The sequence below is a fragment of the Pseudomonas sp. PVC-3-1 genome (assembly GCF_057444315.1).
Window position 1 is genome coordinate 4,072,522 of the sequence record NZ_CM172023.1, and the last position, 25,418, is coordinate 4,097,939.

Here is a 25,418-nt window from a genome sequence, read left to right on the forward strand (position 1 = left end):
TAAGAGCACTGGCATGCGTCGCGTGAAGAATCTCTTCGTCCTCTATACCGGCGGCACCATCGGCATGCTGCAGACCGCCGAGGGCCTGGCGCCGGCTGGCGGTTTCGAAGCGCGCATGCGCGAACAACTGCAAGGCCACGACGAGGTAAGCCTCGACTGGTCCTTCAGTGAACTGCAACCGCTGCTCGACAGCGCCAACATGACCCAGGCCAACTGGCTGGCCATGCGCGATGCCATCGTCCATGCGGTAGAGCAGGGCGGCCATGACGGCGTACTGGTGCTGCACGGCACCGACACCCTGGCCTACAGCGCCGCCGCGCTGTCCTTCCTGCTGCTGGGCCTGGATGTTCCGGTGGTGCTGACCGGCTCCATGCAACCCATGGGGGCGCCGGGCAGCGATGCACCGGGCAACCTGCTGGGTGCGCTGACGGCGCTGCAGCGCGGCGTCGCGCCGGGCGTCTGGCTGTTCTTCGATGGTGAGCTGATGCATGGCGCGCGCGTGACCAAGCTGCGCAGCGAAGCGTTTGATGCCTTCGCCGTGTTGCCGCGCGAGCGCACAGGTGAACGCGCGCAATCACTGCCCGCTGAACTGAGTTACCGTCAGCCGCGCCAACCGGTGAATCTGGCGGTGCTGCCACTGTTCCCCGGCCTGCGCGCGGAGCATTTGCGAGCACTGCTGAGTAGCGGCGTTCAGGCGGTGATACTGGAGTGTTTCGGTAGCGGCACGGGCCCGTCGGACAACGAAGACCTGCTGGCCGCGCTGCGCGAAGCCCACGCCCGCGGCGTGGTGCTGGCGGCGATCAGCCAGTGCCCGCAGGGGCATGTGGCCTTCGACGTCTACGCCGCCGGTAGTCGCCTGCGCGATGCGGGTCTGGTGTCGGGTGGCGGGATGACCCGCGAAGCGGCGCTGGGCAAGCTGTTCAGCCTGCTGGGTTGCGGTCTGCCGGCTGCGGAGGTGGAGCGCCTGTTCGCCCTCGACCTGTGTGGCGAGCGCGTCGACGGATCGACAGATTGATTTACCGATAAGAAGCGCGCCCCGCTCAGGGGCGTGATTCTTCCACCGGCACGTTGAGCACTTCGCGCACCAGCATGGCAATGCTGCTCACGCCCATCTTTTCCTTGATCTTGGTGCGGTGCACATCGACCGTCTTGACGCTGATATTCAGCTCACGGGCGATGACCTTGCTGGCCTTGCCGTCCACCACCATCATCAGGATTTCCCGCTCGCGCCCAGTCAGCAGGTCGAGCTTGTGCTGCAGGTTCTGCTTCTGCTCCTGCCCCGCGTGCACCTGCACCGCGCTTTTCAGCGCTGCCTGGATGCGATCGAGCATCTGCTGCGGGTTGTAGGGCTTCTCGACGAAGTCCAGCGCACCGTTCTTCATCGCCTTCACCGACATCGGGATATCGCCGTGGGCAGTGACGAAGATGGTCGGCAGGTTGATGCCCTTGTCATTGAGCATCTCCTGCAGCTGGAAGCCGCTGGTCTCAGGCATACGCACATCGAGCACCAGACAGGCGGGGAGCTTGGGGTCGTATTCGCGCAGGAATTCCTCGGCGCCGCCATAGCAAAGCGATTCGATGCTGACCGACTCGAGCAGCCAGGCGAGGGAGGTGCGCAGGTCCTTGTCGTCGTCGACGATGTAGACCACGGGTTTTCTAGCTTCCATCAGGCGTTGCCACTTTCTTTCTTATCGTTGTGAAGCTGCACGTAGGCCGCGTACGCCGGGCTTTTGCCACGGTCGCCGCAATGGCATGCCCGGAGCATACCCATAGTCGCTGATGCTGACGATAAAGAAACCACCTACATGACTAGCGGCCATCACCCTCTGGCGTGGTGATCGTCTGAATATTACGGCCTTCTGAGCTGCCCTACGCTGGCCCCATACAAGAAAGGCCGGGCGTGCCGGCCACTCCAGCACAAGGGGCGAAGAAATGGCCAATACCCTCAGCCAGACCCAGATCGACTTCCGCAATGCCATGGCGCAGCTGCCGGCGGCGGTGAACATCATCACCACCAACGGCCCGGAAGGGCGCTGCGGCATCACCGCCAGCGCGGTCTGCTCGGTCACCGATTCGCCGCCCACCGTGCTCGTGTGCGTGAATCGCGGCAGCGCTACCCATGATGTGTTCCGCAGCAACGGCCACCTGTGCGTCAACGTGCTGTGCGGCGAGCAGGAAGAGCTGGCCAAGCACTTCGCCGGGATGACCAAGGTGTCCATGGAGGAGCGTTTCGCCTGGGACCTCTGGGACGACGGCTACGCCGGCCTGCCGGTGCTGCGCCAGGCGCTGGTCAGCCTGGAAGGGCGCATCAGCGACTGCAAGGAGGTTGGCTCCCACACCGTGATGTTCGTAGAGCTGGAAAAGGTCGCCGTGCGCGAGCGCCAGGACAGCCTGGTGTATTTCAACCGCGTGTTCCACCGCGTCGACCGCGAGGCCGTGCGCTGCGCCAGCTGATGCCCGACTGATTTTCAAAACAACAAGAACGAGGTGATCGACCGTGACCCTGAAGATTTCCCAGACTGCCGATATTCAGAAGTTCTTCCAGGAAGCCAGCGGCGCGTTCAACGACGCCGGCAGTCCGCGCGTGAAGCAGCTGATTCTGCGAGTGTTGCAGGACACTGCCAGGCTGATCGAAGACATGAACGTCACCCCCGACGAGTTCTGGAAGGCGGTGGACTACCTCAACCGCCTCGGCGCCCGCCAGGAAGCCGGGCTGGTCGTGGCCGGCCTGGGCATCGAGCACTACCTCGACCTGCTGCTGGACGCCCAGGACGCGGCAGCCGGCATCGGCGGCGGCACCCCACGCACCATCGAAGGGCCGCTGTACGTGGCCGGCGCGCCGCTGTCCGAAGGTGAAGCGCGGATGGATGACGGCCAGGACGCGGGCACCGTGATGTTCCTTTCCGGCCGCGTGTTCGACCCGCAGGGCAAGCCGCTGGCCGGCGCCGTGGTCGATCTTTGGCACGCGAACACCAAGGGCACCTATTCGTACTTCGACAGCACCCAGTCCGAGTTCAACCTGCGCCGACGCATCGTCACCGACGCTGAGGGCCGCTACAAAGCGCGCAGCATCGTGCCCAGCGGCTACGGCTGCCCGCCGGATGGCCCGACGCAGGAACTGCTGAACCAGCTCGGCCGCCACGGGCAGCGTCCCGCACACATCCACTTCTTCATTTCCGCACCGGGGCACCGCCACCTGACCACCCAGATCAACCTGGCTGGCGATCAGTACCTGTGGGATGACTTTGCCTATGCGACCCGTGACGGTCTGATCGGCGAGGTGCGTTTTGTCGAGGATGCGGCTGCCGCCAAGGCGCGCGGTGTCGAACGGCGCTTCGCCGAGATCGAGTTCGATTTCCAGCTGCAGCACGCTGTTTCCGCCGACGCCGAAGACCGCAGCAATCGCCCACGCGCGTTGCAGGAGGCCTGATCCCCACGGTACCGACCTTGTAGGAGCGAGCTTGCTCGCGAACCCGCCCGGCACCAGAGCGGCCGGGTAATCTGGTTCGCGAGCAAGCTCGCTCCTACAGAGGACTCCGGTGATTGCCGGCAGAGTTGGATCCTGCGGGTATCTCCGCCGTGGGATGGGGTGGAGCGAAGCGATACTCGTCGCCCCGCTGCCGGCAGGTAGACATCGCGGACAGAGTTCGCTCCTACGCCTGGCTGTTGGCTTGGGTAGGAGCGGACTTCGTCCGCGATTACTTTCCACTCATGCCGAAGCATCGGCGCGTGCAGTTCGCGAGCAAGCTCGCTCCTACAGAGGACTCCAGAGATTGCCGGCAGAGTTGGATCCTGCTGCTAACCCCGCCGTAGGATGGGGTGGAGCGAAGCAATACTCGTCGATCCATGTACCGCCGCTGCGCGCCACCCATCCTGCGTGGGGCGATTCGTTGCGTTTGGCCTGCCTCAGCCCCGCCGTTCCCGATGCATCAGCCAGAGGAAGTACGGGCAACCGATGAACGCCGCCAGCAGGCCTGCCGACACCGGCCAGGGATAGGCAATGTTCCGTCCCAGCCAGTCCGCCACCACCATGATCAACGCCCCGGCCACGGCGCTCAGCAATATCTGCGGCGCGGCGCGGCGCACGCCCAGATGGCGGGCGATATGCGGGCCGATCAGGCCGACGAAGCTCAGTGGCCCAACGATGATGGTCGCAGTGGCGGTCAGCACCGCGGCAGTCAGCAGGATGGTCAGGTGGCTCAGGCGCAGCCGAAGGCCCAGCGCGGTGGCGGTGCCATTGCCCAGGGTCAGCAGGTCCAGCGGCCGTGCGAGCAGAACGCTGACCCCGATCATCACCGCGCCGACAACCATTCCGCTACTCGCCGACAGCACATCTACCTGATAGGTCGAGCCGGTCATCCAGCTCATCATCGCCGTCATGCGCGGATCGCCGCTGGCCAGCAGCAGGGTGCTCAGCGAGTGCAGCAGGGTGGTCAGGCACACGCCGGTCAGCAGCAGTCGCTCGGCATTGAAGGTCTTGCGCCAGGCGAACCGCAGCAGCAGGCCGAGGGTGAGCAGTGCGCCGATGCTGGCGGCCGGGACCATGTAGGCCTGCGGCTGCGGCATCACCAGGAACAGCACCAGTACGGCGATCGCCGAGCCGGAGGTTGCACCCAGCACTTCCGGGCTGGCCATGGGATTGCCGGTCAGGCGCTGCACCAGCAGGCCGGCGACGGCAAGCATGGCGCCGGCAGCCAGAGAGCCGAGCACGCGCGGCAGCCGCCATTGCAGGATCGCGTCGCTCAGGTCGGCGTCACCCCAGTGCCAGCCGTTGGCGTCCACCGCGAAGTAGATCGCCGGCAAGGTCAGCAGAGCGAGCAGGACCGCTGCTGCGATGATCAGCCGCCACGGATGCTCGCGCTGCGGTTTGGCCGGTGCCGGACGCGGGACGATGCCGCCGCTGCGCTGGCGACTGAGCAGCCACAGCAGCAGTGGCACGCTGAAGACGCCGGTGAGGATGCCAGCGGGGATTTCCCCGGCGAAGCGCGACAGCTCACGGGCGATCTGGTCCACCACGCACAGAAGTGCGGCACCAAGCAGCGGCGCCCAGATCAACCGTTGCTTGAGCGTGCGTGCCCCACACAACCGGGCAATGGCCGGCGCAGCAAGGCCGACGAAAGCCAGCATGCCCACGGCGCTGGTGACGAACGCGCTTAGCGCCACGGCCACAGCCAGGCCCATTACGCGGGTGCGCAGCAGGTTCACGCCCACCGCGGCTGCGCCTTCACCTTCCAGCCCCAGTGCCGCCAGCGGACGCACCATCAGCAGCGCCATGACCATGGCCACCGCCAGGCGCGGAGCAAGGTAAAGCACGCCGTCCCAGCCGCTCTGGTTCAGCGAGCCGGCCTGCCAGAGCAGAAGGTCGATCAGATAGTCGTGGTTGAACAGCACCAGCAGCGCGTTGAGCGACACGCAGTACAGGCTGATGACCATCCCGGCGAGGATGAAGCGCAGCGGCGACAGGGTGCGACCCCAGGCGAAAGCGAACAGCAGGCACGCCGCCAACGCAGCGCCTGTCAGGGTCACGGCTTCCAGACCGTTCACCAGCAGCGCCGGGGCAAAAATGGTTGCCGCAGAAAGGGCCAGGTTGGCGCCGGCCGAAACACCCAATGTCACCGGTTCCGCCAGGGGATTGCGCAATATCTGCTGGAACAGCGTGCCGGCCAGGGCCAGCGCGGCGCCGGCCATCAGGCTCACCGCCAGGCGCGGGTAGAAGCTGAAGTGCAGCAACACCTGGCGCACGTCATCCAGATTGGGCGACCACAGTGCCTGCCACCAGAGTTCGCGGGGCAGGGCGCCTTGCAGGCCATGGAACACCAGCAGGCCAGCGAGAATCGTCAGCACCAGCGTACAGAGCGCCGGTCCGATCGGCAGGCCGCTGCGGGGTGCGCTGAGGCCGAGAGTCGATTCAGACATGGGTGGTCTCCATGGCGCTATCGAGGTAGTCGGCGATACGCTCGGCGAGGTCCAGCACCGAAGCGGCGCCAGCGTAGGGGTAGAAGCGTTGCAGCGTCAGGGTGTGACCCTGGCGCACGGCAGGCAGGTTGGCCCAGAGATCGTTGGGTTGCCGCAGGCTCTGCAGGCGCGCCGAGGTGGTGGGGATGTCGACGTAGACCAGATGCGCATCCGGGCGCTCGGCCAGGCGTTCGATGCTGACCATGGCCAGCCCCACGGGGCCGACGGGACCTTGCCAGGCATTTTCGATGCCAAGGCGATCGAGCACGTCCTGCACCATGCTGTTCTTGCCGTACACGGCGGCGTGACGGCCGTCCTGGTTGAGCACGGCGACGCACACAGGCGGCAGGCTGCGATTCGCCAGCTTCGCGTGCAGTTCGGCCAGGCGCTGCTCGCCGGCGGCGATGTAATCGGCGGCGACCTGCACAACGTCGAGGCGCCGTGCCAGGTCGTACATGAAGTCGGTTGTGGCTTTCCAGGCGCCCTCGGGAGCGGGGTAGATCGCGACTTTCTCGGTGGGGGCAATGCCGTTGAGTCGTCGCTGCAAGGTCGGGGTCATCGGATCGCTGAGGATCAGTTGCGGCTGCAACTGCTGGATCAGTTCGAGGTTCGGTTCCCAGTACGGACCCACGTCACGCACGCTCTCGGGCAAGGCCATGGTCGGCATGCGCACCCGATAGTAGCGGTCGTCGGAGATCGCCAGGGGCGGCACGCCCAGGGTCAGCAGTGTCTCGGCGGCCACCCAGTTGAGCGCAACGATTCGCGTCAGGCGCTCGCCGGCGAATACCGGCAGCCCGGATGCGCAAGCCAGCCCGCCGATGGCGAGGCCCTGCAGCAGGTGGCGACGGGTGAGGGACATGCACTACTCCTCGCTTGAAACGACGGGCTCTTGAAGCAACAGGCTTCTGAAACCTCAGTCTTCCGAAACAACAAAGGGCTCCCTGCGAACAGGGAGCCCGGCAAAGCGGATGGCGACGGTTGCGGCCGCCGCCATCGACCGGCTTACCAGCTGTACTTCACGCTGGTCATGACGGTGCGGCGCAGGCCCGGGTAGCAGGAGATCGGACTGTCGCAGGTCGCGGCATATTCCTCGTCCAGCAGGTTCTGAGCGTTCACCGAGAGGGTCACGTTCTTGTTCAGCGGGTAGCTCACGCCGGCGTCGAACAGGGTGTAGTTGTCGACGTGGTAGGTGTTGGCGTTGTTGCCGTAGAGCGAGCCGGTGTAGCGCACGCCGCCGCCGATGGAGAGACCATCGACCGCACCTTCGTGGAAGGTGTAATTCAGCCAGCCGTTGGCCATGTGCTCGGGCACGTTGGCCGGACGGTTGCCTTCGTTGGCGTCGTTGCTCTTGGTGATCTTGGCCTTGGTGTAGGTATACGAGGCCAACAGGTCCCAGTTCTGGTCCAGCTTGGCTTTCAGCTCGGCCTCGATGCCGCGCGAGCGCTGCTCGCCGGTGGCCTCGCTGAAGCCGGTCGGAACGCCGTTGGCGTTCAGCTGGTTGGTGAGGATGTTTTCCTTGGTCAGCTCGTAGGCCGCCAGGGTGATCAGCAGGGTTTCGTCCGGCTGGAACTTCACGCCCGCTTCGTACTGGTGCGCTTCGCTGGCCTTGAAGGCGCTGCCGTCGGAGCTGATGCCGGTGTTGGGCACGAAGGATTCGGAGTAGCTGACGTAGGGTGCCAGGCCGAAGTCGGTCAGGTAGGTCAGGCCGACGCGGCCGGTGAAGGCGTTGTCCTTCTGCATGCTGTGGGCGCCGACGTGGTTGTCCAGGTCATTGCGCACGTAGTCGTAGCGGCCGCCGGCAGTGAGGATCCAGTGATCGTCGAACTTGACCTGATCCTGCAGGTAGGCGCCGATCTGCTCGATGTTCTGGTCGTAGTCGATGGACTGGATGCTGTTGCCTTTGCTCGGACGCGGCACGCTCTGGCCGTAGACCGGGTTATCCAGGTTCAGCGACGGGCCGAGGGTGCGCCAGCGGGCGATATTGGCGTCCTGCCAGCTGTAGTCCGCGCCCATCAGCAGGGTGTGCTTGAAGGCGCCGGTGTCGAAGTTGGCCTGCAACTGGTTGTCCAGGTTGAAGGTGTCCATGTGCTGGTCGAAGCGGTCCGCGGTACGGATGATGTTCCGGCCCACCTGCAGTTGCGGCAGCAGGTTATTGAAGATCAGGTCGACCTGGCCGTAACGCGCGTTCTGGCGGAATTCCCAGGTGTCGTTGAGGCGATGGCGAAACTCATAGCCCAGGGTGTACTGGTCCTGGTCGAAGTGGTTGTAGTTGTGGTCGCCCAGCAAGGTGCCGGTGGGGTGGCCGTTGACGCTGTAGTCGAAGATCGAGCCGGAGTTCCGGTCACGCAGGAAGTCGGTGAGGATGGTCAGGCTGGTGTCTTCGTCCGGCGCCCAGGTGAAGGACGGGGCGATGTAGTAGCGGTTGTCCTCGACCTCGTGGCCGTCGTCGTACTCGGCCTGGGTGTTCGAGTCGCGGGCCAGGCCCACCACGCGGTAGAGGAACTGGTTCTGCTCGTCCAGCGCGCCGCCGAGGTCGAACTGGCCCTGCTTGCGGTCATGGTTGCCGCCAGTGAGTTCGACTTCGTTGATGTGGTTGGCGGTGGGCTTCTTGCTCACGCGGTTGACGATGCCGCCGGCGTCGCCCAGGCCGAACAGGCTGGAAGACGGGCCGCGGACCACGTCGATGCGCTCGAAGGCGTAGGGCTCGCTGCGAAAGAAGGCGTAGCTGTTGTTCTGCTGACGCAGGCCGTTGAGGTAGTCGCTGGTGGCCTGGGCGTTGAAGCCGCGGATGTACAGCCAGTCGAAGCCTTTCGGATCGAGGCCATAGGCTTCTACCTTGACGCCGGGCACGTAGCGCAGCGCTTCGGTCACGGTCTGGGCGCCCTGGGCGTCCATCTGCTTGCGGGTGATCACCGAGATCGACTGGGGGATTTCCAGCAGCGGGGTATCGGTCTTGCTGCCGCTGTTGGAGGTGCGCGGCACGTAGCTGTCTTCACCTTCGACAGCGCCGGTGATGACCTGGGCAGACATGTTCAGGGTGTCGCCGCTGGCGGAGTCGGCGCCCAGCAGGGTCACGCGGCTGCCTTCGACCTGGTACTTGATGCCGGTGCCCTGCAGCAGGCGTTCCAGCGCCTGGGCTGGCTCCATCTCGCCGCGCACGCCAGGGGCGCGCAGGTTCTGCACCTGGCTCTGGTTGAAGACGATCTGCAGGTTCGACTGCGCGCCCAGGCTGGTCAAGGCGGACGCCAGGGACTGGGCCGGGATGTCGATGCGGACCGGCGTGGCATGCACGGTCGTGGCAGTCAGTACCATCCCCAGGGCTGTGGCGCGAACCAGGCGGGCCAGAGGCTTCACCTTGTGCTGGGATTGCAGCGCAGTGCGGGTGCGACTCACTTTGTTAGCTCCTATGATCTTAATGCAGTTTCTAATAAGAATGATTCAGCTTTATGTGACGCGCCGGCTGGAAAAAACCGGAAAAATCCGTTCGATCTTTTTTGTTGCTGAGTGACGACCTGGTGAAAAGCGGCCATCCGGGCCGCGCAGCCGTCAATGCATCGCTACGCCGGAGCCACCGCGAGGCGGCGTGGCGCGGTGGTCTGCAATCTCCACGATCTGCCCGGCGCGCAGGCGCAGCAGGCGATCGGCAACGCCGAAATAGCGGTCGTCGTGGGAGATCACGATGAGCGTCTTGCCCTGGGCGCGCAGCTCGGGCAGCAGCTCGGTGTAGAAGATCCGGCGGAACTCCGGGTCCTGGTCTGCCGCCCACTCGTCGAACACCAGCACCGGGCGTTTCTCCAGCCAGGCTTGTACCAGGGCCAGGCGCTTGCGCTGGCCGGTGGAGAGATCGGTGGTGGAGAACTCCTGGCCCTGCAGGCTGACCTTGTGGGCGATTTCCAGGCGCTCCAGGTAACGGCTGGCTTCGGCCGGGATGTCCTGGCTGCCCTTGAGCAGGTCCTCGAAGAGGAAGTAGTCGGCGAAGATGGTGGTGAACAGTTGCCGGTAGTCATCGCGGTTAGCGTCGCCCACCGCTTCGCCGTTGAGCAGCAACTCGCCCTCACACGGGGCGTAGAGGCCGAGCAGCAGCTTGATCATGGTCGTCTTGCCACAACCGTTCTCACCGGCGATGAAGAGGATCTCGCCTCGACTGACCTTCAGGCTCAGCGGGCCGACACCGAAGCCTCGCGCCCCGTCATCAGTGGCGTAGTGGTAGGCCAGCTCGCGCAGCTCGATGGACTGGAAGTCCAGCGACGTTCGGCCATCGTCGGCCAGTAGCAGGTTCGGCTCAGGCGAGGAGAAACGTACCGACAGCTCGGCAATCCGGCGGAACGCGACCTGGGCGCGGGTCACCACCGGCAGTTGGCCGATCAGCCCCTCCAGCGGGCCCTTCATGTACAGCAGGACCAGGATGAAGCCGGACAGCGTCGCCTGGTCGGTGCTGGGCCACAACGATTGATAGGCCAGCGCCACGCCGATGACGATGAAGAACAGAGTCGAGCCAAAGCCCTTGGCGACATTGAACAGGTTGATCGAGCGCAGCTGGATATCGCAGATTTCGTCCGCGGTGCCCTGCAGGCGTTCGCTGTAGTGCTGGAAGCGGCGAGGGCGGCTGATGCGCAGCTCCTTGGCGCCCTCGGCGATGGCGCGGTAGTGCTTCTGCAGTTCGTCTTCCTTGTCCCGCGCCTCGAAGAAGCCCTTGATGCCTTTTGCCCGGGCCACGTACTGGATCGCACTGCCGATGACGATGGCGATGGCTGTGGCGAGGAACATCGGCGGCGACAGCCAGGCCAGGTAACCCAGGCAGCCGAGCGTGGTGGTCAAAGCGACCGCCAGCGGCGCGAAGGCGAAGGCGAAATCGCTGATGGTATCGATGTCGTGGGTCAGCACCGGGATCAGCCGGTGGCTGCGGTAGCGCTCGATCTGCTCGATGGGCGCGGAAATGATCTTGCTGCCCAGGTCCTTGCGCAACCGCGCGATCACGTGCTGGCCGACGTAGTTGGTGCCCATGTCGGAAATGATCGAGCCCAGCAACGCCAGCACGCACAACCCGGTGAAGCCCAGTAGCAGGCCAGCGGGCATGCCGCCGTCGGAGTGCAGGCTGTAGTTGATGGTGGCGAGCAGCGCCGTGATCGCGGTGCCGCCGAGAATCCCCAGCAGGGTGGCGGCAGTCAGCGGCAGCCAGTGCGGCCGCAGCAGTTTGAGCATCTCGCGCAAGGCGCTTGGAGCGGGTGATTGCATCGTCTTTTCCTGAACCCGGCCTGCCGGAGGGCAGCCCGCACAACGGGGCGAGACGGCGCGCGAATCAGCAGATCATCGGCGAATCCGAATCGTTGCTATCAAGACGAATGAGCAGAAAGAAAACTGAAGAGAATTTGCGAAAAGTTCGCAAATAAGAAGATATATCCGAGTAGGGCGCTTCAGTGTCGAACTCAGTAGGCGCGGGCGCTGCCCCGTAGTGTTTGCCGGGAAAGCCAGATTCCGTCGCTCAGGGTTTTCGCGAGCAAGCTCGCTCCTACAGTCCGGGACCTGGGTGCTCCTTGTAGGAGCGAGCTTGCTCGCGAACCCGCACGGCACGCCGCTACCCGTCATGCCCGCATGGCGAGTATCAGAGCTGAACGTAACGGCTGGCGAGAACCATGCGGCCCTGATTGTCTTTGCGCAGCTCCAGCGGCAGAACCTTGGGCAGCGAATCCACCAGCGCCTGCAAATCATCGGTGCGATAGATGCCGCCGATACGCATGGCGGCGACAGTGGCATCGTCAAGGAACACCGGCTGCTTGAGGTAGCGGTTGATCAGCGGGATGGCCGACTGCAGGGTCAGGTCATCGATCACCAGCTTGCCTTCGATCCAGGCGATGGCGCCGGCGGGGGCGACCTGGGCGAGCTCGATGCGCTGGCTGCCCTGGCTGTAGCGCGCCTGCATGCCCGGAGTGAGCTGGGCGCTATTGCCGTCGACGCTGTCGGGCGGGCTGACCACCACCGAGCCTTCGAGCAGGGTGACCAGCATCTGGTGCTGGTCGGTCCAGACATTGAAGCGCGTGCCGGTTACCCGCACGTTACCGTTGTCGGTGTAGACCGAGAAGGGCTGCAGGGTGTCGTGGGCCACCCGGAAGTACGCCTCGCCGCCGCTTTTCAGCCAGGCACTGCGGCGGTCGCGGAAATCGGCGAAGAAGAGTTGGGAGTTGCTGTTCAGCTCGACTTTCGAGCCGTCCGCCAGCTCCACTTCCCGTGCTCCAGGCTGCGCCGCGTAGTAGCCGACCTTCGAGGGTAGCCAGCCGGCGGACCAACCTGCCGACCATACCGCGCCGATGGCCACCAGCACGCCAGCGGCCACGGCGGCGATGCGCTTGCCGCTGCGTGGGCGGCGGGTGCTGCGTGGGCGAATACCGCCCAGCGGCGTGGGTGCAGTCGGCGCAGGCAACTTACGCGGAGTCGGCGGCAGCAATTCCGAGAGTTGCCAGATATCCAGCATCGCCTGGTATTCCACCTCGTGCCGCGGGTCGAGCGCGAGCCATTGCGCGAACTCGGCGCGCTCGGCATCGCTGCACTCTTCGTCGTGCAGACGCGCGCACCAGTGCGCGGCTTCGGCGCTGATACGGTCATCGTCGAACGGGGCGGGGGAGCTGGTCATCAGGGATCTCGGTAAGGCCGTTTGCGGCCGATATCACACTTTCTTTTCGCGTTGATGCGAGTGATTATAAATAAGCCTGACTCGGACTGTCAGCAGGCGCCTGCAGCCTCGACTGTTTTTCATAGGATGCCCGACGGGGTGGAAAGCGCGTTCATCCGGTATTACAAGGAACTGGTCCTGTACCTCAATCGCAGCCTCGGCGACCGCCAGGCGGCTGCCGATGTGACCCAGGAGGCCTTCCTGCGCCTGCTCGACCGCAAGGGTGACGAGCATATCGAACAACCTCGGGCATTTCTCTATCGCACGGCAGTCAACCTCAGCATCGACCTGCACCGGCGCGGCCGAGTGCGTCGCACCGAAGAGTTGGAAACCCTCGACCGCGAAGGCTGCCTCGACGAGCGCTGCCCGCAAGAGGAAGCCAGCCGCGAGCAGCAACTGCAACTGCTGCAGCGTGCCCTGGGCGAACTGCCCGAGACTTGTCGCCGCGCTTTCGTGCTGCGCAAGGTCGAAGGCTGCAGCCATGTCGAAATCGCCGAAACCATGGGCATCTCCCGCGACATGGTGGAGAAGCACATCGTCAACGCAATGAAGCATTGCCGGGCGCGGCTCAGGGCCTGGAGCGGGCAGGGCTGATACCGGTCGTTGCCTATCGCCTTTGGTTCGCGAGCAAGCTCGCTCCTACGGGAAGAGCCTGGCTGCTGTTTGTAGGAGCGAGCTTGCGCGCGAACCGCATTTACATACACAGACGCATGGGCTGCGTCGGGATTTAGTCCCACGCGGCTTGCGCTCGAATTTCTGTCTCTGATGCCCGCTCGTCATTCTGAAATTTTCATGACTTAGTGAGAATCATTCTAAATTTCCCCATGCCTGTCTCGTCTCTCCAGATAACGCGCTATCGACAGCGCAAATCATGGGCGACACGCAGGATCGAGTGCCGGCCGCCAAGCGGCGGGGTGCTCCTGGCAGGGCTGAGCAGTAAGCCGCCGACTCCCGCGTGGTCACGCCCCACGGCCATCGCGATACAGGACATTGGCACCATGACCCAGATGATCACCCCGACCTACGACGTGCTCGGCATCGGTTTCGGCCCCTCCAACCTGGCGCTGGCGATCGCCCTGCAGGAGCAGGCGCGACGCGAGGGCCGCCACTACCACGCCCTGTTCCTCGACAAGCAGGCCGACTATCGCTGGCACGGCAACACCCTGGTGGCGCAGAGCGAGTTGCAGATTTCCTTCCTCAAGGACCTGGTGACCCTGCGCAACCCCACCAGCCCGTACAGCTTCGTCAACTACCTGCATGCCATGGGGCGGCTGATCGACTTCACCAACCTGGGCACCTTCTACCCGTGCCGCATGGAGTACAACGATTACCTGCGCTGGGTCAGCGAGCAGTTCGCCGAGCAGCGCGTCTGCGGCGAGACGGTCAGCCGCGTAGAGCCGGTGCAGGGCCCGGACGGCATCGAGCTGGTCAAGGTGCTGTCCACCGACGCTCGTGGTCACGAACGCTTCCGGCTGGCGCGTAGCGTCGTGGTGAGCACCGGCGGCACGCCGCGCTTCCCGTCCGCCTTCAGCCATCTGCGCGACGATCCGCGCGTGTTCCACCACGCCCGTTATCTGGAGTGCATGGCCAAGCAGCGCTGCAACCAGAACGAGCCGATGCGCATCGCAGTGATCGGCGGCGGACAGAGCGCGGCCGAAGCCTTCATCGACCTGAACGACAGCTTCCCCTCGGTGAAGGTCGACATGGTTCTGCGCGCAGCAGTGCTCAAGCCCGCCGACGACAGTCCCTTCGTCAACGAAATCTTCGCCCCGCGGTACACCGACCTGGTGTTCAACGAGCCCAAGGCCGAGCGCGAGAAGCTGATCCAGGAGTTCCACAACACCAACTACTCGGTGGTGGACCTGGACCTGATCGAACGCATCTACGGCATCTTCTATCGCCAGAAAGTGGCCGGCGTGGATCGCCACGCCTTCCTCTGCCGCCGCAATGTAGAGGCCGCCAAGGCCGACGCCGATGGCATTGAGCTGACCCTGCGCGACAGCGCCACCGGTGCGGTGGAAACCCACCGCTATGACGCGGTGATCCTCGCCACCGGCTACGAGCGCAAGTCGCACCGCGAACTGCTCGCACCGCTGCAGGACTACCTGGGCGACTTCGAAGTGGGCCGCGATTACCGCGTACTGGCGGACGAGCACCTGCACGCCGGCATCTACCTGCAGGGCTTCACCCAGGACAGCCACGGCCTGAGCGACACGCTGCTGTCGGTGCTGCCGATGCGCGCGCAGGAAATCGCCGCATCGATGTTCGAGCACCTGCCGCCGCACGAGACCGCGCACAAGCCGGCGCGCCCGCTGACCGCGGAAAGCGCCTGACCCGCAGGCCCGGACTCAATCTCCGGGCCGACTAAATTTCTGCCGACCCTGCTCGTCATACGGGCGGGGTCGTTGCATTCACGAAAGGGAACCCACCATGACGCCCAGTTTCTCGCTGCCGCTGCCTGACGGCCGCAAGCTCTCCGCCGACCACGGAACCCAACGCCTGACCTTGCTGCTCGACGGCCAACCGCTGCTGAGTGCGCAGCGCGAAGGCGAGTGCTGGCAGCTGAGTTCCGCGCCATCCCTGGAGGCGTTGTGGGCGTTGGCCTACTGGACCTTCGCTGGCGATGCGCAGAGCGAGCGGGTGCAGTTCACCGCCGCCAACCTGCCCGCCGAGGCGCTCGAAAAAGGCCTGGTGAGCCGCGATGAAGTCGGCGGTCGCCTGCAGATCGAGCGCGCCGCTTTCTGGCAACTGGGGAGTGCCTGGCACAAGGGTATAGCCAGTGCGGACTTCCCGCAGGTCTACCGCATGAGCGGTGGTCGTCGCCATCCGCTGCGCGCACCCAAGCCACAGGGCGAGGTCTATCGCCGCTTCGACGCGAAGCTCGGCCAGTGGATTTCCCTGCGCACCCTGGCTATCGACCTGGACCTCGAACGCTTCAACCGCTGGCAGAACAGCCCGCGTGTGCTGGAGTTCTGGCAGGAAGGCGGCACCCTGGAGCAGCACCGGGCCTACCTGGAAAAAGCCGCCGCCGACCCGCACACCACCACCCTGATCGGCTGCATCGACGACGAGCCCTTCGCCTACTACGAAGCCTACTGGGCCAAGGAAGACCGGATCGCGCCGTTCTACGAAGTGGGCGATTACGACCGTGGCATCCACATGCTGGTGGGCGAGGAAAGCCATCGCGGGCCGCACAAGGTAGAAAGCTGGATGACTGCCCTGGTGCATTACCTGCTGCTGGACGACCCGCGTACCCAGCGCATCGTCGCCGAGCCGCGCGCCGACAACGCGAAGATGATCGGCCACATGCAACGCCTGGGCTTCTGGCGCGAGAAGGAATTCAACTTCCCGCACAAGCGCGCCGCGCTGATGGTGCAGAGCCGGGAAACCTTCTTCGAGCGTTGCGGCCTGTGCTGACAGCGGCTCCCCGTGTGAGCGAGGGCTGCCGGTGATCGCAGCCCTCGCGCCGCTGTATTTCGGCGAGTTCGCCAGCTACCGCGAAGTGTTGGTGACCCGCGACGATCGCCGTCCTTCGATTCCGGCACGCGCCCTGCTGGAACGGGAAATGCTCGACAGCGTGCTGCGCTGCTTCGACCCGCCGCACGCCGATGGCGACCGACGCGCGCTGGCTTCGCAGTGGTCCAAGTGGTACCTGGTGCGCCTCATTCCTCCGGTAGTCGCCGCCGCGCTCGTGCTCGGCCGCACGCTGCCGCTGGCGTTCGATGACGTGGAGGTGGTACTGGACGGCCAGGGCATTCCCCAGGCTTTCAAGTTGCCGGGGGAGGGCGGGACTTTCGCCGCGCCGCCGGGCGATCCTTTCCAGCGCTTCGGCCATCTGCTGGAAGGCCACCTGCAACCCTTCATCCAGGCCCTCGCCGCCGAGGCGCGCCTGTCACCCAAGGTGCTCTGGAGCAACGCCGGCAACTACTTCGAATGGTTCATCGGCGAGATGGCCAAGCTGCCGCCGCTGGCCCCGATGCTCGGCCACGGCCGCGAACTGCTGGAGATCGAGCGCCGTCCGGACGGCACGCGCAACCCGCTTTACAAGCCGATCCAGTATGTCGAGGTGTCCTGCGAGCAACGCCCGGATGGGCTCTGGCGGCAGCGGCGGACCTGCTGCATTCGCTACCGGCTGGGGGAAATGGGCAACTGCGATAATTGCCCGCTGATCGATGAGCCGCCGCCGGAAGCGAGCGACCTCTGACGTTGCTCTTTTCCAGGAACGGAGCTTCACCGCAATCGCGGATGAAGTTTGCGTCCATTTAGTACGGATGTAGCTGCAACGGAATTCGCGGATTGGGTCCAGCCCCGCGCTCGGCCCCCCTCACCCCAGCCCCCCTCTTTCCGGGAGAGGGCTGGGGTGAGGGGGAAATCAGTGACACGGACTCTAGCAAAGCAGACAGGCGCTCCTACGGAAGCAATGTCGTGGTCAGTTGCTGTACGCCGGCGTTTGGACTTTGACCTCCTGCGGCCGGCTCAGTACATCGCGGCCCGGCAGGAACCGCCCGAATACCCGCTCCTTGCCCAGCGCCTCGGGGAAGCCGCCTTCGCGGCGATAGGCCACGCGGCCGTTGATCAGCGTCGCATCGACTGCATCGTCGTTGCGCTTCACCAGGCGCGTCAGGCCAATCACTTCCATCGGCGCCTCGCAGACCTCGTCCAGCTCGTCGGTCAGCCCGGTTGGGTTGACCACTACCAGGTCGGCGCGGTCGCCGACGCGGATATAGCCGGCGTCGATCCCGGCGAAGTCGGCGAGTTCGCCAGTCAGGCGGTGTACCGCGCGGCCTGTGTCCATGAAGCTTTCGCCGGCCAGTTGGGCATCGCGCACGTACTTGAGCATGCGCAGCGGGAAGTTGTACTGCGCGTGGGATGCCAGGTGTGCGCCGGAGTCGGCGAAGCCCGGCTGGGTCCAGGGGCTGGCCAGCAGTTTGCCCATGATCTGCGGGCGGTGGTTGCCGTAGCAGGTGGTCCATTTGAGGTTGTTGCGGTACTGGCCGGCCAGCTCGAAGAAGGCGTCCACCGGGTCCAGCCCACGCTCGCGGCCGATGTCCTCGAAGTTGCGTCCGACCAGGGACGCGTCAGGGCATTCGCGCACCCAGCAGTCGGACAGGTTGCGGTGCCACAGGCCGAGGCTGAGGGTGGCCTTGATGTCTTTCTTGAAGCGCTCGCGGAAGGCCGGGTCCTGGATGCGCGTGTAGAGCTCATCCGGGTCCTTGATGTCGCGCAGCACTTCGCCGGCGCCGAACTCCTCGAAGCCGTTCATGTTCAAGCCTTCGATACGCACGACGAAGGGCGCGGGCAGGGTCTGCCAGCGGTAGCGGCCGCGCAGCAGGCGGTTGGCGACCCAGCCGGAGGCGCGGGTGATGCGGTGCATGAAGGGCTGGGATTTCAGGTCCAGCGCGGTGAGCATCGAGCACTTCAGCGGTCGGCGGAACCAGCCGTGGGCCTGGTAGAGGAAGGCGAACACGTTGATCTTGGTGACCGCGTTGGGCGCGCCCTGCATCAGCGCGTTGCGCCGACGCAGCACGGCGAACAGGCGGGAGAATTCCTTCCAGCTGGCGAAGGTGGAGGGCAGCGGGCTGGACCAAGCGCGGTCGCCGTCCATCTTGTCCAGGCGCGTGGTCATTACCGAGAGGCCGAAGCAGCCGGCGTCCAGTGCCTGTTCCAGCAGCTCCTCCATGCGTTGCAGTTCGGTTTCGGTGGGCTTGGCGCCACTGATGGCGCGCTCCAGGCCCATCACCGTCACGCGCAGCTCGGAATGGCCGAGGAAGGAGCAGAGGTTCGGTCCCAGCGGTTGCTGGTCGTAGAAGGCGCGATAGCCCTTGGCGTCCTTCCAGGTGCGCTTGTCGCGCAGGATCGGCAGGACCTGCTCGCGGGGCACGGCTTCGACGCGGGTGAACAGGTCAGAGCAGTCCTCGGCCTCGCCCAGCACCATGCTGATCGAGCAGGAACCCACCGACACGGTGGTCACGCCATGCCGCACCGATTCTTTCAACGCCGGCGCGGCAATGGCTTCGGCGTCGTAGTGCGAGTGAATTTCCAGGAAGCCCGGCGTCACCCAGCGGCCGCTGGCGTCGATGATTTCCGGGCAGCCGCTCTCGTCCAGAGGGCTGACGCTCAGGGTGTCGATGCGACCGTCCTTGATGCCGACGTGGCGCAGGCTGCCGGGGGCATCGCTGCCGTCGAAGTACAGGCCGTTCTTGATGATGATGTCGTAGCTCACAGGAGGCTCCAGGGCGACAGCAGCAGGACGCCGCTGACCAGCAGCAGGCAGTGGATGGCGAGGCGGAAATGGCGTTCCTCGAAACGGTGGTGCAGGCGCTCGCCCAACCACACGCCGAGCAGCAGGGGCGCGTAGGCGAGCACCTGGGGCAGTGCCGGGCGCAGGCGGCCGTCGAGCAGGAAGGCGAGGGTCAGCAGGCCGTTGAGGGTGAACCAGACGCAGACCAGCGTGGCGCGCAGGCGGGTCTTGTCCAGCGGGCGCGTGGCGAGCGCATAGACCAACAATGGCCCGCCAGAGGCGAACAGGCCGTGGCAGACGCCCGCAGCGCCGGTGGCCAGGCGAACCACCCAGTTCGGCGTACGGCCGCGCTCCGGTGCACTGGCACGCAGGCGCCACAGTTCGCGGCCGGCGAACCAGAGGATCAGCACGCCGAGGCCGCGCTTGAGCGGCTGCGGGTCCAGGTGCGGCAGCAGCAGGTAGCCGACCAGCATGCCGATGAGCATTCCCGGCAGCACGGTGCGCAGCAGCAGACGGGTGTCGATCAGCCGATGGTGGCGCCAGCAAAGGTAGCCGGTCATGCCGATGTTCAGCGGCACGAGGATCGGCAGCAATGTCTCGATGGGCATCAGCAGCGCGCCGAGGGACAGGGCGATCACCACGCTGCCAAAGCCGGTGATGGCTTCCAGGGTGTAGGCCAGCAGGATGAAGCCACCCAGGGCGATGGCGGGTGCGTTCATGGTGCCGCCACAACGGCTGCGCGAGGTTCGCGGCGCGCCCAGAGTTGCGCCAGGACCAGCCCGGAGAACAGTTGCCAGCAACCCCAGAACGCCGCGATCAGCAGCATGCCGCCAGCCTGCGGAAAGAAGGTAAGGATCAGCGCCATGCCCAGCGCGGAGTTGTGGATGCCGCTTTCCAGGGTCACGGCGCGCACGTCAGCGTCCGGCAGCTTCCACAGGCGCGCGCAGGTGTAGCCCAGCAGCAGCGCCGTACCATTGAGCAGCAGCACGAGCCAGAAGAACAGGTGGAAGTAGGCCATGAACTGCTGGAAGTTCTTGGCGAAGGCCATGCCGATGAAGCCTAGCATCACCAGCAGCGACAGCTGCCGCATGGGCTTCTCCAGGCGCCGCGCCAGCTGGGGCCTGTGCCGACCAAGGGCCATGCCCAGCAGCATCGGCAGGATAAGCACCAGCACCACCACGCCGATCAGTTCCAGCGGGTCGATGTGGATCTGCGTGAGACGGTCACGCGTTGCCGGGTTAAGCCCCGCGTAGAGGGCGAAGTTCAGCGGCGTGAAGATGCCCGCGCTCAGCCCCGACACAGCGGTGACGCTGGCCGATACCGCGACGTTGCCGCGGGCCATCCAGGTCATGATGTTGGAGAACGTGCCGCTGGGGCAGGTGGCGACCAGGATCATCCCCAGCGCCAGCTCCGGGTCGATGGGCAGGAGAATGGTCAGCAGGCAGGTGGCGGCGGGCAGCAGCAGGAACTGCACCAGCATGCCGATCACCGGCGCCTTGGGCTGGCGCAGGATGCGGGTGAAGTCGTCGCGGCGCAGTTCCAGCGATACGCCGAACATCATCAGGGCGATGATGGCGTTGAGCGCGATCATCGAACTGCCGGAGAACTCGAGATGGACCTCAGGCATAGCCGTTCTCCCGCCGGATCACGGGGAATGGCGAACGGACTGCAGCCGGCGGCACGGGCGCGGCTCCGGTGGGATTAGGCATGCAAGGCGACTCTTGTTTGAATTTATCGTTGTAATTGGCAAGCATAGGGGAGCCTTGCCGCCCGGTAACGGCTCAATCGGGACCTTCACCGGTTAATTCGGGACCATGCCGCACACCATTACCGTCCATTACGCCCAGGGTATCCTGCAGGCTGCCCAGCGCCTGGGGCTGCCGGTGCCTGCCGATCTGCAGGCAGCCAGCCTGGAGCCGCGCATTCCCCTGCAACGCCAGGACGCCTTCTGGGAAGCCATCTGCGCCGCGTCAGGCGACCCGCTGCTGGGCCTGCGCCTGGGCAGTGCGCTGCAGGTCGGCCATCTGGATATGGTCGGCGCGTTGTTGATGAGCTGCGAACACTATGGCGAGGCGCTGGACGCCTTGCTCGAGTACTACCCGATCATCGCCGAGGGCAGTGAGTTCCAGCGCCAGCAGAGCGCAACGCAGGTGCGCCTGGTCTATCGGCCAAGCTATGCCGTGCGGCGCGAGGAGCGTGTGGAGGCAGCGCTGGCCAGCCTCGTTCATCTGACCCGCTGGATCACCGGTGATCGCGTCAAACCGCAGGAACTGACACTCAGTCATCGGCCACGGGGCGAGCGCGCGCGCTATGTCGAGGTGCTGCAGTGCCCGGTGACCTTCGAGAGTGCCGAGAACGCCTTGAGCTTCTCCGTGGTCGATCTCGAGGTGCCGCTGATCCAGGCCAATGCCCTGATGCGCGAGCATTTGCGCGCGCTGGCCGACGCTCAACTCGAACGGCTCGGCGCGCAAAGCCTGGCCGCTCGCGTGCAGCAGCTGTTGCGGCAGAACCCGCGATGGGGCAAGGAAAAGGTGGCCGAGCAACTGGAGCTCAGTGGGCGCCACCTCAACCGCAAATTGGCCGACGAGGGCACCAGCTTCAAGCTGCTGCGCGAGCAGGTTCTGCACGGCATGGCCGAGCAGCTGCTGCGCGAGTCCTCACGCCTGGGTGAGGTGGCCGAGCGCCTGGGGTTCTCGGACGAGAGCGCCTTCGCCAAGGCTTTCCGCCGCTGGAGCGGGATGACACCGGGGCAGTTCCGCCAGGGCCAGACCGGCCTGTAGGAGCGAGCTTGCTCGCGAACGCGTCCGCTGCGAAGTCATTCGCGAGCAAGCTCGCTCCTACAGAAAGCAGACTCCAGTGATCAGGACGCCCCCGGCAGCTTCGCGCCTTTGGGCCACAGCAGCCAGAGCTGGCCATCCTGTTTCATGTGGCCGGCCAGTTCGCCCGCTGCGTCACCGGTGCCCCAGAACAGGTCCGCGCGCACTTCCCCGACGATGGCGCCGCCGGTGTCCTGGGCGGCCACCGGGCGTACCACCGGCGCGCCGTCCGGGCGGGTGGTGGAGAGCCACATCAGGCTGCCCAGCGGGATCACCTTGCGGTCGATGGCCACGCTGTAGCCGGGCGTCAGCGGCACGTTCAGCGAGCCGCGCGGGCCCTCGTTGCTGTCCGGGCGCTGGCTGAAGAACACGTAGCTGGGGTTGCTCGCCAGCAGTTCGTCGACGCGCTGCGGGTGGGCGCGGGCCCAGTCGCGGATGCGCGCCATGCTGACTTCTTCCTTGTTCAGCTCACCCTGTTCCACCAGCCAGCGGCCCACCGGCTTGTACGGCCGGCCATTCTGGTCGGCGTAGCCCAGGCGCAGCTGGCGACCGGAGGCAAGCTGCACGCGGCCGGAACCCTGGATCTGCAGGAATTGCAGGTCCATCTGATCGGGCAGCCAGGCCAGCACGGGCGCATTGACCCCATCGCGGCGGATGCCGGCGGCATCGGCGTAGGGCACCAGGGTATTGCCCTCGAGCTTGCCGCGCAGGCGCTTGCCCTTGAGTTCGGGGTAGACGCTGTCCAGCGCCACGGTCACCAGGTCCTTGGGCAAGCCATAGACCGGCACGGTGTGCGTGGCGTCGCGCTGCTGGCTGCCGCGGTAGACCGGCTCGTAGTAACCGGTGATCAAGCCATTCTTGCTGCCCTCGCCAGAGCGCAGCTGGAAGGGCTGCAGGTGGTCCTGCAGGAACTGACGGACCGCCGGGGCCGAAGCCGGCACGCTCGCCGCGGCGGCGCAGGGTTCTGCCCAGATGTCATCCTTCTTCAGGCGCACTGTGCAGGCCGAACGCCAGGCGCTGAAGCCTTGCAGCACGTCGCTGTCGGCGGTCTGCGGCAGGTCCGACCAGTCGGCCTTGGAATAGGTGGGCGTCTGCGCCTCTTCGGGCTTCTTGCCGAACAGGCCGCAGCCGGAAAGCAGGGTGGTGAAACACAGGGTGGCGAGGAGAGGGCGGGTCCAGTGGCGGGACAAATCGGTCACGGGCGAGTCCTGGCAGGCAAACGAAAGCCCGCTAGCTTGGGCAGACGCGGGGCGTGCGTCAAACGCATCGGTCGGATTTACATGCCTTGCGACGAATCCTGAGGCGGACCGGTAGAATGTCGGCATGAATCGACTGACGGGTGGTTAGAGCGTGGAGGCAAGGCAGGGTTTCGTCCTGACGCGACATTGGCGGGATACGCCCGAAGGCACCGAGGTGGGTTTCTGGCTGGCCACCGATGGCGGGCCGCGGCATGTGCTGTTGCCGCCGCAGACCTCGGTGGCCTTCGTGCCGGCCGAACAGCGCGCCCGTGCCGAGAAGCTGCTGGCCGGCGAGCGCGGCGCCGAACTGCGCCCGCTGGGCCTGCGCGACTTCCAGAAACGCCCGGTGCTGGGCCTCTACTGCCAGCAGCATCGCCAATTGATGAACGTGGAGAAGCGCCTGCGCGAGGCCGGCGTCGAGGTCTTCGAAGCGGATATTCGCCCGCCCGAGCGCTACCTGATGGAGCGCTTCATCACTGCGCCGGTAGTCTTCAGCGGTGATTCGGATGCTGCCGGCAACGTGCTGAATGCCCAGCTGCGCCCGGCGCCGGACTATCGGCCGAAGCTCAAGCTGGTGTCGCTGGACATCGAAACCAACATCCGTGGCGACCTCTATTCCATCGCCCTGGAGGGCTGCGGGCAGCGCCAGGTCTACATGCTCGGCCCGGCCAATGGTGTCGATGGCGAGCGGGATTTCGACCTTGAGTACTGCGACAGCCGGGCCCAGATTCTCGAACGCCTCAATCAGTGGCTGGCCGAGCACGACCCCGACGCCATCATCGGCTGGAACCTGGTGCAGTTCGACCTGCGTGTGCTGCAGGAACACTCCAAGCGCCTGGAAATCCCGTTACGCCTTGGGCGTGGCGGCGACGAGATGGGGTGGCGGCAGCACGCATCGTCCAATCACTACTTTGCGGCTGCAGCGGGGCGGCTGATCATCGACGGCATCGAAGCGCTGCGTTCGGCGTTCTGGAGCTTCCCGTCGTTCAGCCTGGAAAGCGTCTCCCAGCAACTGCTGGGCGAGGGCAAGTCCATCGACAACCCCTACGACCGCATGGCCGAGATCGACCGTCGCTTCGCCGAGGACAAGCCGGCACTGGCGAAATACAACCTCAAGGACTGCGAGCTGGTCACGCGCATCTTCGACAAGACCCGCATCCTCGACTTCCTGCTGGAGCGCGCCAGCGTCACCGGGCTGCCGGCCGATCGCAGCGGCGGCTCGGTGGCGGCCTTCACGCACCTGTACCTGCCGCCGATGCACCGGCTGGGCTATGTCGCCCCTAACCTCGGCGGCAAGGCACCGGAAGCCAGCCCCGGCGGCTTCGTCATGGATTCGCGGCCAGGGCTCTACGAGTCGGTGCTGGTGCTGGATTACAAGAGCCTGTACCCGTCGATCATCCGCACCTTCCTGATCGACCCGGTGGGTCTGGTCGAGGGGTTGAACGACCCGTCCGACGAAGCGTCGATTCCAGGCTTCCGCGGAGGGCGCTTTTCGCGCACCCAGCACTGCCTGCCGGCGATCGTCGAGCGCGTCTGGCAGGGCCGCGACGCCGCCAAGCGCGACGGCAACGCGCCGCTGTCCCAGGCGTTGAAGATCATCATGAACGCCTTCTATGGCGTGCTGGGCTCCAGCGGCTGCCGCTTCTTCGATCCGCGCCTGGCCTCGTCCATCACCATGCGCGGCCACGAGATCATGCGGCGCACTCGCGAACTGATAGAAGCGCAGGGCCACCGGGTGATCTACGGCGACACCGACTCCACCTTTGTCTGGCTCGGCCGTGCCCACGACGAGGATGCAGCCGCCGAAATCGGCCGCTCATTGGTGAGCCACGTCAACCAGTGGTGGGTCGAGCACCTGCGCGGTGAATACGGCCTGGAAAGCGCGCTGGAAATTCAGTTCGAGCGGCACTTCCGGCGCTTTCTGATGCCGACCATCCGTGGTGCGGAAGAGGGCAGCAAGAAGCGCTACGCGGGCCTTGTGCGGCGCGCCGACGGCAGTGACGAAATGGTCTTCAAGGGCCTGGAAACCGTGCGCACCGACTGGTCGCCGCTGGCCCAGCAGTTCCAGCAGGAGCTGTATCTGCGCATCTTCCAGCGCCAGCCGTATCGCGATTACGTTCGCGACTACGTGAACCGCACGTTGGCCGGCGAGCAGGATGACCTGCTGATCTTCCGCAAGCGCTTGCGCCGCCAGCTCGGCGACTACGAGCGCAACGTGCCGCCCCATGTGCGCGCCGCTCGGATCGCCGACGACTACAACGAGCGCCAGGGACGCCCGCGCCAGTACCAGCGCGGTGGCTGGATCAGCTACGTGATCACGGTCAACGGCCCGGAACCGCTGGAAACGCTCGCTTCGCCGATCGACTACGACCACTACGTCAGCCGCCAGCTTCAGCCGATTGCCGACGCCATCCTGCCTTTCGTGGAGGATGACTTCAGCGCGCTGGTCGACCGGCAGATGGGGCTGTTCTGAATGAAAAAAGCCGGCGTCAGCCGGCTTT

19 protein-coding genes are annotated in these 25,418 nt (G+C 65.5%); 9 read left to right on the forward strand and 10 right to left on the reverse strand.

Annotated features, from left to right (window positions below; genetic code table 11):
- The first annotated feature begins 13 nt into the window (after positions 1-13).
- Positions 14-1,015 (forward strand): asparaginase, encoded by a 1,002-nt coding sequence (locus AC2T4A_RS18840; protein WP_486741511.1) that lies wholly within the window; start codon positions 14-16, stop codon positions 1,013-1,015.
- A gap of 25 nt (positions 1,016-1,040) precedes the next feature.
- Here AC2T4A_RS18840 and AC2T4A_RS18845 read toward each other — a convergent pair whose 3' ends face one another.
- A complete protein-coding gene (locus tag AC2T4A_RS18845; RefSeq protein ID WP_486741512.1) occupies positions 1,041-1,667 on the reverse strand; it encodes a response regulator transcription factor in 627 nt (208 codons plus the stop codon).
- A gap of 265 nt (positions 1,668-1,932) precedes the next feature.
- On the opposite strand from AC2T4A_RS18845, the gene hpaC reads away from it, so the two are divergent.
- Both hpaC and catA read left to right on the forward strand, forming a co-directional pair.
- A complete protein-coding gene (gene hpaC, locus AC2T4A_RS18850) occupies positions 1,933-2,454 on the forward strand; it encodes a 4-hydroxyphenylacetate 3-monooxygenase, reductase component (RefSeq protein WP_024767261.1) in 522 nt (173 codons plus the stop codon).
- A 43-nt stretch (positions 2,455-2,497) separates the two neighbouring features.
- Positions 2,498-3,430: a catechol 1,2-dioxygenase gene (catA, locus tag AC2T4A_RS18855; RefSeq protein ID WP_486741513.1), complete on the forward strand. Its 933-nt coding sequence runs from the start codon at positions 2,498-2,500 to the stop codon at positions 3,428-3,430.
- A gap of 476 nt (positions 3,431-3,906) precedes the next feature.
- Here the strand turns inward: catA and fhuB are convergent, their stop codons facing one another.
- The 5 genes from fhuB to AC2T4A_RS18880 form a co-directional block, all read right to left on the reverse strand.
- Entirely contained in the window at positions 3,907-5,916 is a 2,010-nt protein-coding gene (gene fhuB / locus AC2T4A_RS18860) for a Fe(3+)-hydroxamate ABC transporter permease FhuB (RefSeq protein WP_486741514.1), read from the reverse strand.
- A complete protein-coding gene (locus AC2T4A_RS18865) occupies positions 5,909-6,814 on the reverse strand; it encodes an ABC transporter substrate-binding protein (RefSeq protein WP_486741515.1) in 906 nt (301 codons plus the stop codon). The genes fhuB and AC2T4A_RS18865 overlap by 8 nt, the downstream gene beginning before the upstream one ends.
- Positions 6,815-6,957: 143 nt before the next feature.
- Complete coding sequence (locus tag AC2T4A_RS18870) at positions 6,958-9,348, reverse strand: TonB-dependent siderophore receptor (RefSeq protein ID WP_416750540.1); 2,391 nt, start codon at positions 9,346-9,348, stop codon at positions 6,958-6,960.
- 153 nt (positions 9,349-9,501) lie between these two features.
- Positions 9,502-11,190, reverse strand: a complete 1,689-nt coding sequence (locus AC2T4A_RS18875) for a cyclic peptide export ABC transporter (RefSeq protein ID WP_486741516.1) — start codon at positions 11,188-11,190, stop codon at positions 9,502-9,504.
- A gap of 367 nt (positions 11,191-11,557) precedes the next feature.
- Positions 11,558-12,583 carry a FecR family protein gene (locus AC2T4A_RS18880; RefSeq protein ID WP_416750536.1) on the reverse strand — a complete coding sequence of 342 codons (1,026 nt, stop codon included), beginning with the start codon at positions 12,581-12,583 and terminating at the stop codon, positions 11,558-11,560.
- Between the two features lie 126 nt (positions 12,584-12,709).
- On the opposite strand from AC2T4A_RS18880, the gene AC2T4A_RS18885 reads away from it, so the two are divergent.
- From AC2T4A_RS18885 to fhuF, 4 genes are all read left to right on the forward strand, one after another.
- Entirely contained in the window at positions 12,710-13,216 is a 507-nt protein-coding gene (locus AC2T4A_RS18885; protein WP_486741517.1) for a sigma-70 family RNA polymerase sigma factor, read from the forward strand.
- 404 nt (positions 13,217-13,620) lie between these two features.
- Positions 13,621-14,955 carry a lysine N(6)-hydroxylase/L-ornithine N(5)-oxygenase family protein gene (locus AC2T4A_RS18890; RefSeq protein ID WP_486741518.1) on the forward strand — a complete coding sequence of 445 codons (1,335 nt, stop codon included), beginning with the start codon at positions 13,621-13,623 and terminating at the stop codon, positions 14,953-14,955.
- 97 nt (positions 14,956-15,052) lie between these two features.
- Positions 15,053-16,039 carry a GNAT family N-acetyltransferase gene (locus AC2T4A_RS18895; protein ID WP_486741519.1) on the forward strand — a complete coding sequence of 329 codons (987 nt, stop codon included), beginning with the start codon at positions 15,053-15,055 and terminating at the stop codon, positions 16,037-16,039.
- Between the two features lie 31 nt (positions 16,040-16,070).
- The gene (fhuF, locus tag AC2T4A_RS18900; RefSeq protein WP_486741520.1) at positions 16,071-16,826 is read left to right on the forward strand and encodes a siderophore-iron reductase FhuF; all 756 of its coding nucleotides are present in this window, start codon (positions 16,071-16,073) and stop codon (positions 16,824-16,826) included.
- Positions 16,827-17,051: 225 nt separating this feature from the next.
- Here fhuF and AC2T4A_RS18905 read toward each other — a convergent pair whose 3' ends face one another.
- From AC2T4A_RS18905 to AC2T4A_RS18915, 3 genes are read right to left on the reverse strand one after another with little or no spacing between them, the layout of a single operon-like run.
- Positions 17,052-18,845, reverse strand: coding sequence for an N-acyl-D-amino-acid deacylase family protein (locus tag AC2T4A_RS18905; protein WP_486741521.1), 1,794 nt, complete (start codon positions 18,843-18,845; stop codon positions 17,052-17,054).
- Positions 18,842-19,582, reverse strand: coding sequence for a sulfite exporter TauE/SafE family protein (locus tag AC2T4A_RS18910; RefSeq protein WP_486741522.1), 741 nt, complete (start codon positions 19,580-19,582; stop codon positions 18,842-18,844). Before AC2T4A_RS18910 ends, AC2T4A_RS18905 begins: the two co-directional genes overlap by 4 nt.
- Positions 19,579-20,490, reverse strand: coding sequence for a bile acid:sodium symporter family protein (locus tag AC2T4A_RS18915; protein ID WP_486741523.1), 912 nt, complete (start codon positions 20,488-20,490; stop codon positions 19,579-19,581). The genes AC2T4A_RS18910 and AC2T4A_RS18915 overlap by 4 nt, the downstream gene beginning before the upstream one ends.
- A 187-nt stretch (positions 20,491-20,677) precedes the next feature.
- Here AC2T4A_RS18915 and qhpR point away from each other — a divergent pair, with 187 nt between their 5' ends.
- Complete coding sequence (gene qhpR, locus AC2T4A_RS18920; protein WP_478379892.1) at positions 20,678-21,643, forward strand: AraC-like transcriptional regulator QhpR; 966 nt, start codon at positions 20,678-20,680, stop codon at positions 21,641-21,643.
- A gap of 80 nt (positions 21,644-21,723) precedes the next feature.
- On the opposite strand, the gene mltA is transcribed toward qhpR, so the two are convergent.
- A complete protein-coding gene (mltA, locus tag AC2T4A_RS18925) occupies positions 21,724-22,878 on the reverse strand; it encodes a murein transglycosylase A (RefSeq protein WP_486741524.1) in 1,155 nt (384 codons plus the stop codon).
- A 151-nt stretch (positions 22,879-23,029) separates the two neighbouring features.
- Here mltA and AC2T4A_RS18930 point away from each other — a divergent pair, with 151 nt between their 5' ends.
- Positions 23,030-25,390: a DNA polymerase II gene (locus tag AC2T4A_RS18930; protein WP_478379894.1), complete on the forward strand. Its 2,361-nt coding sequence runs from the start codon at positions 23,030-23,032 to the stop codon at positions 25,388-25,390.
- Positions 25,391-25,418 lie beyond the last annotated feature (28 nt).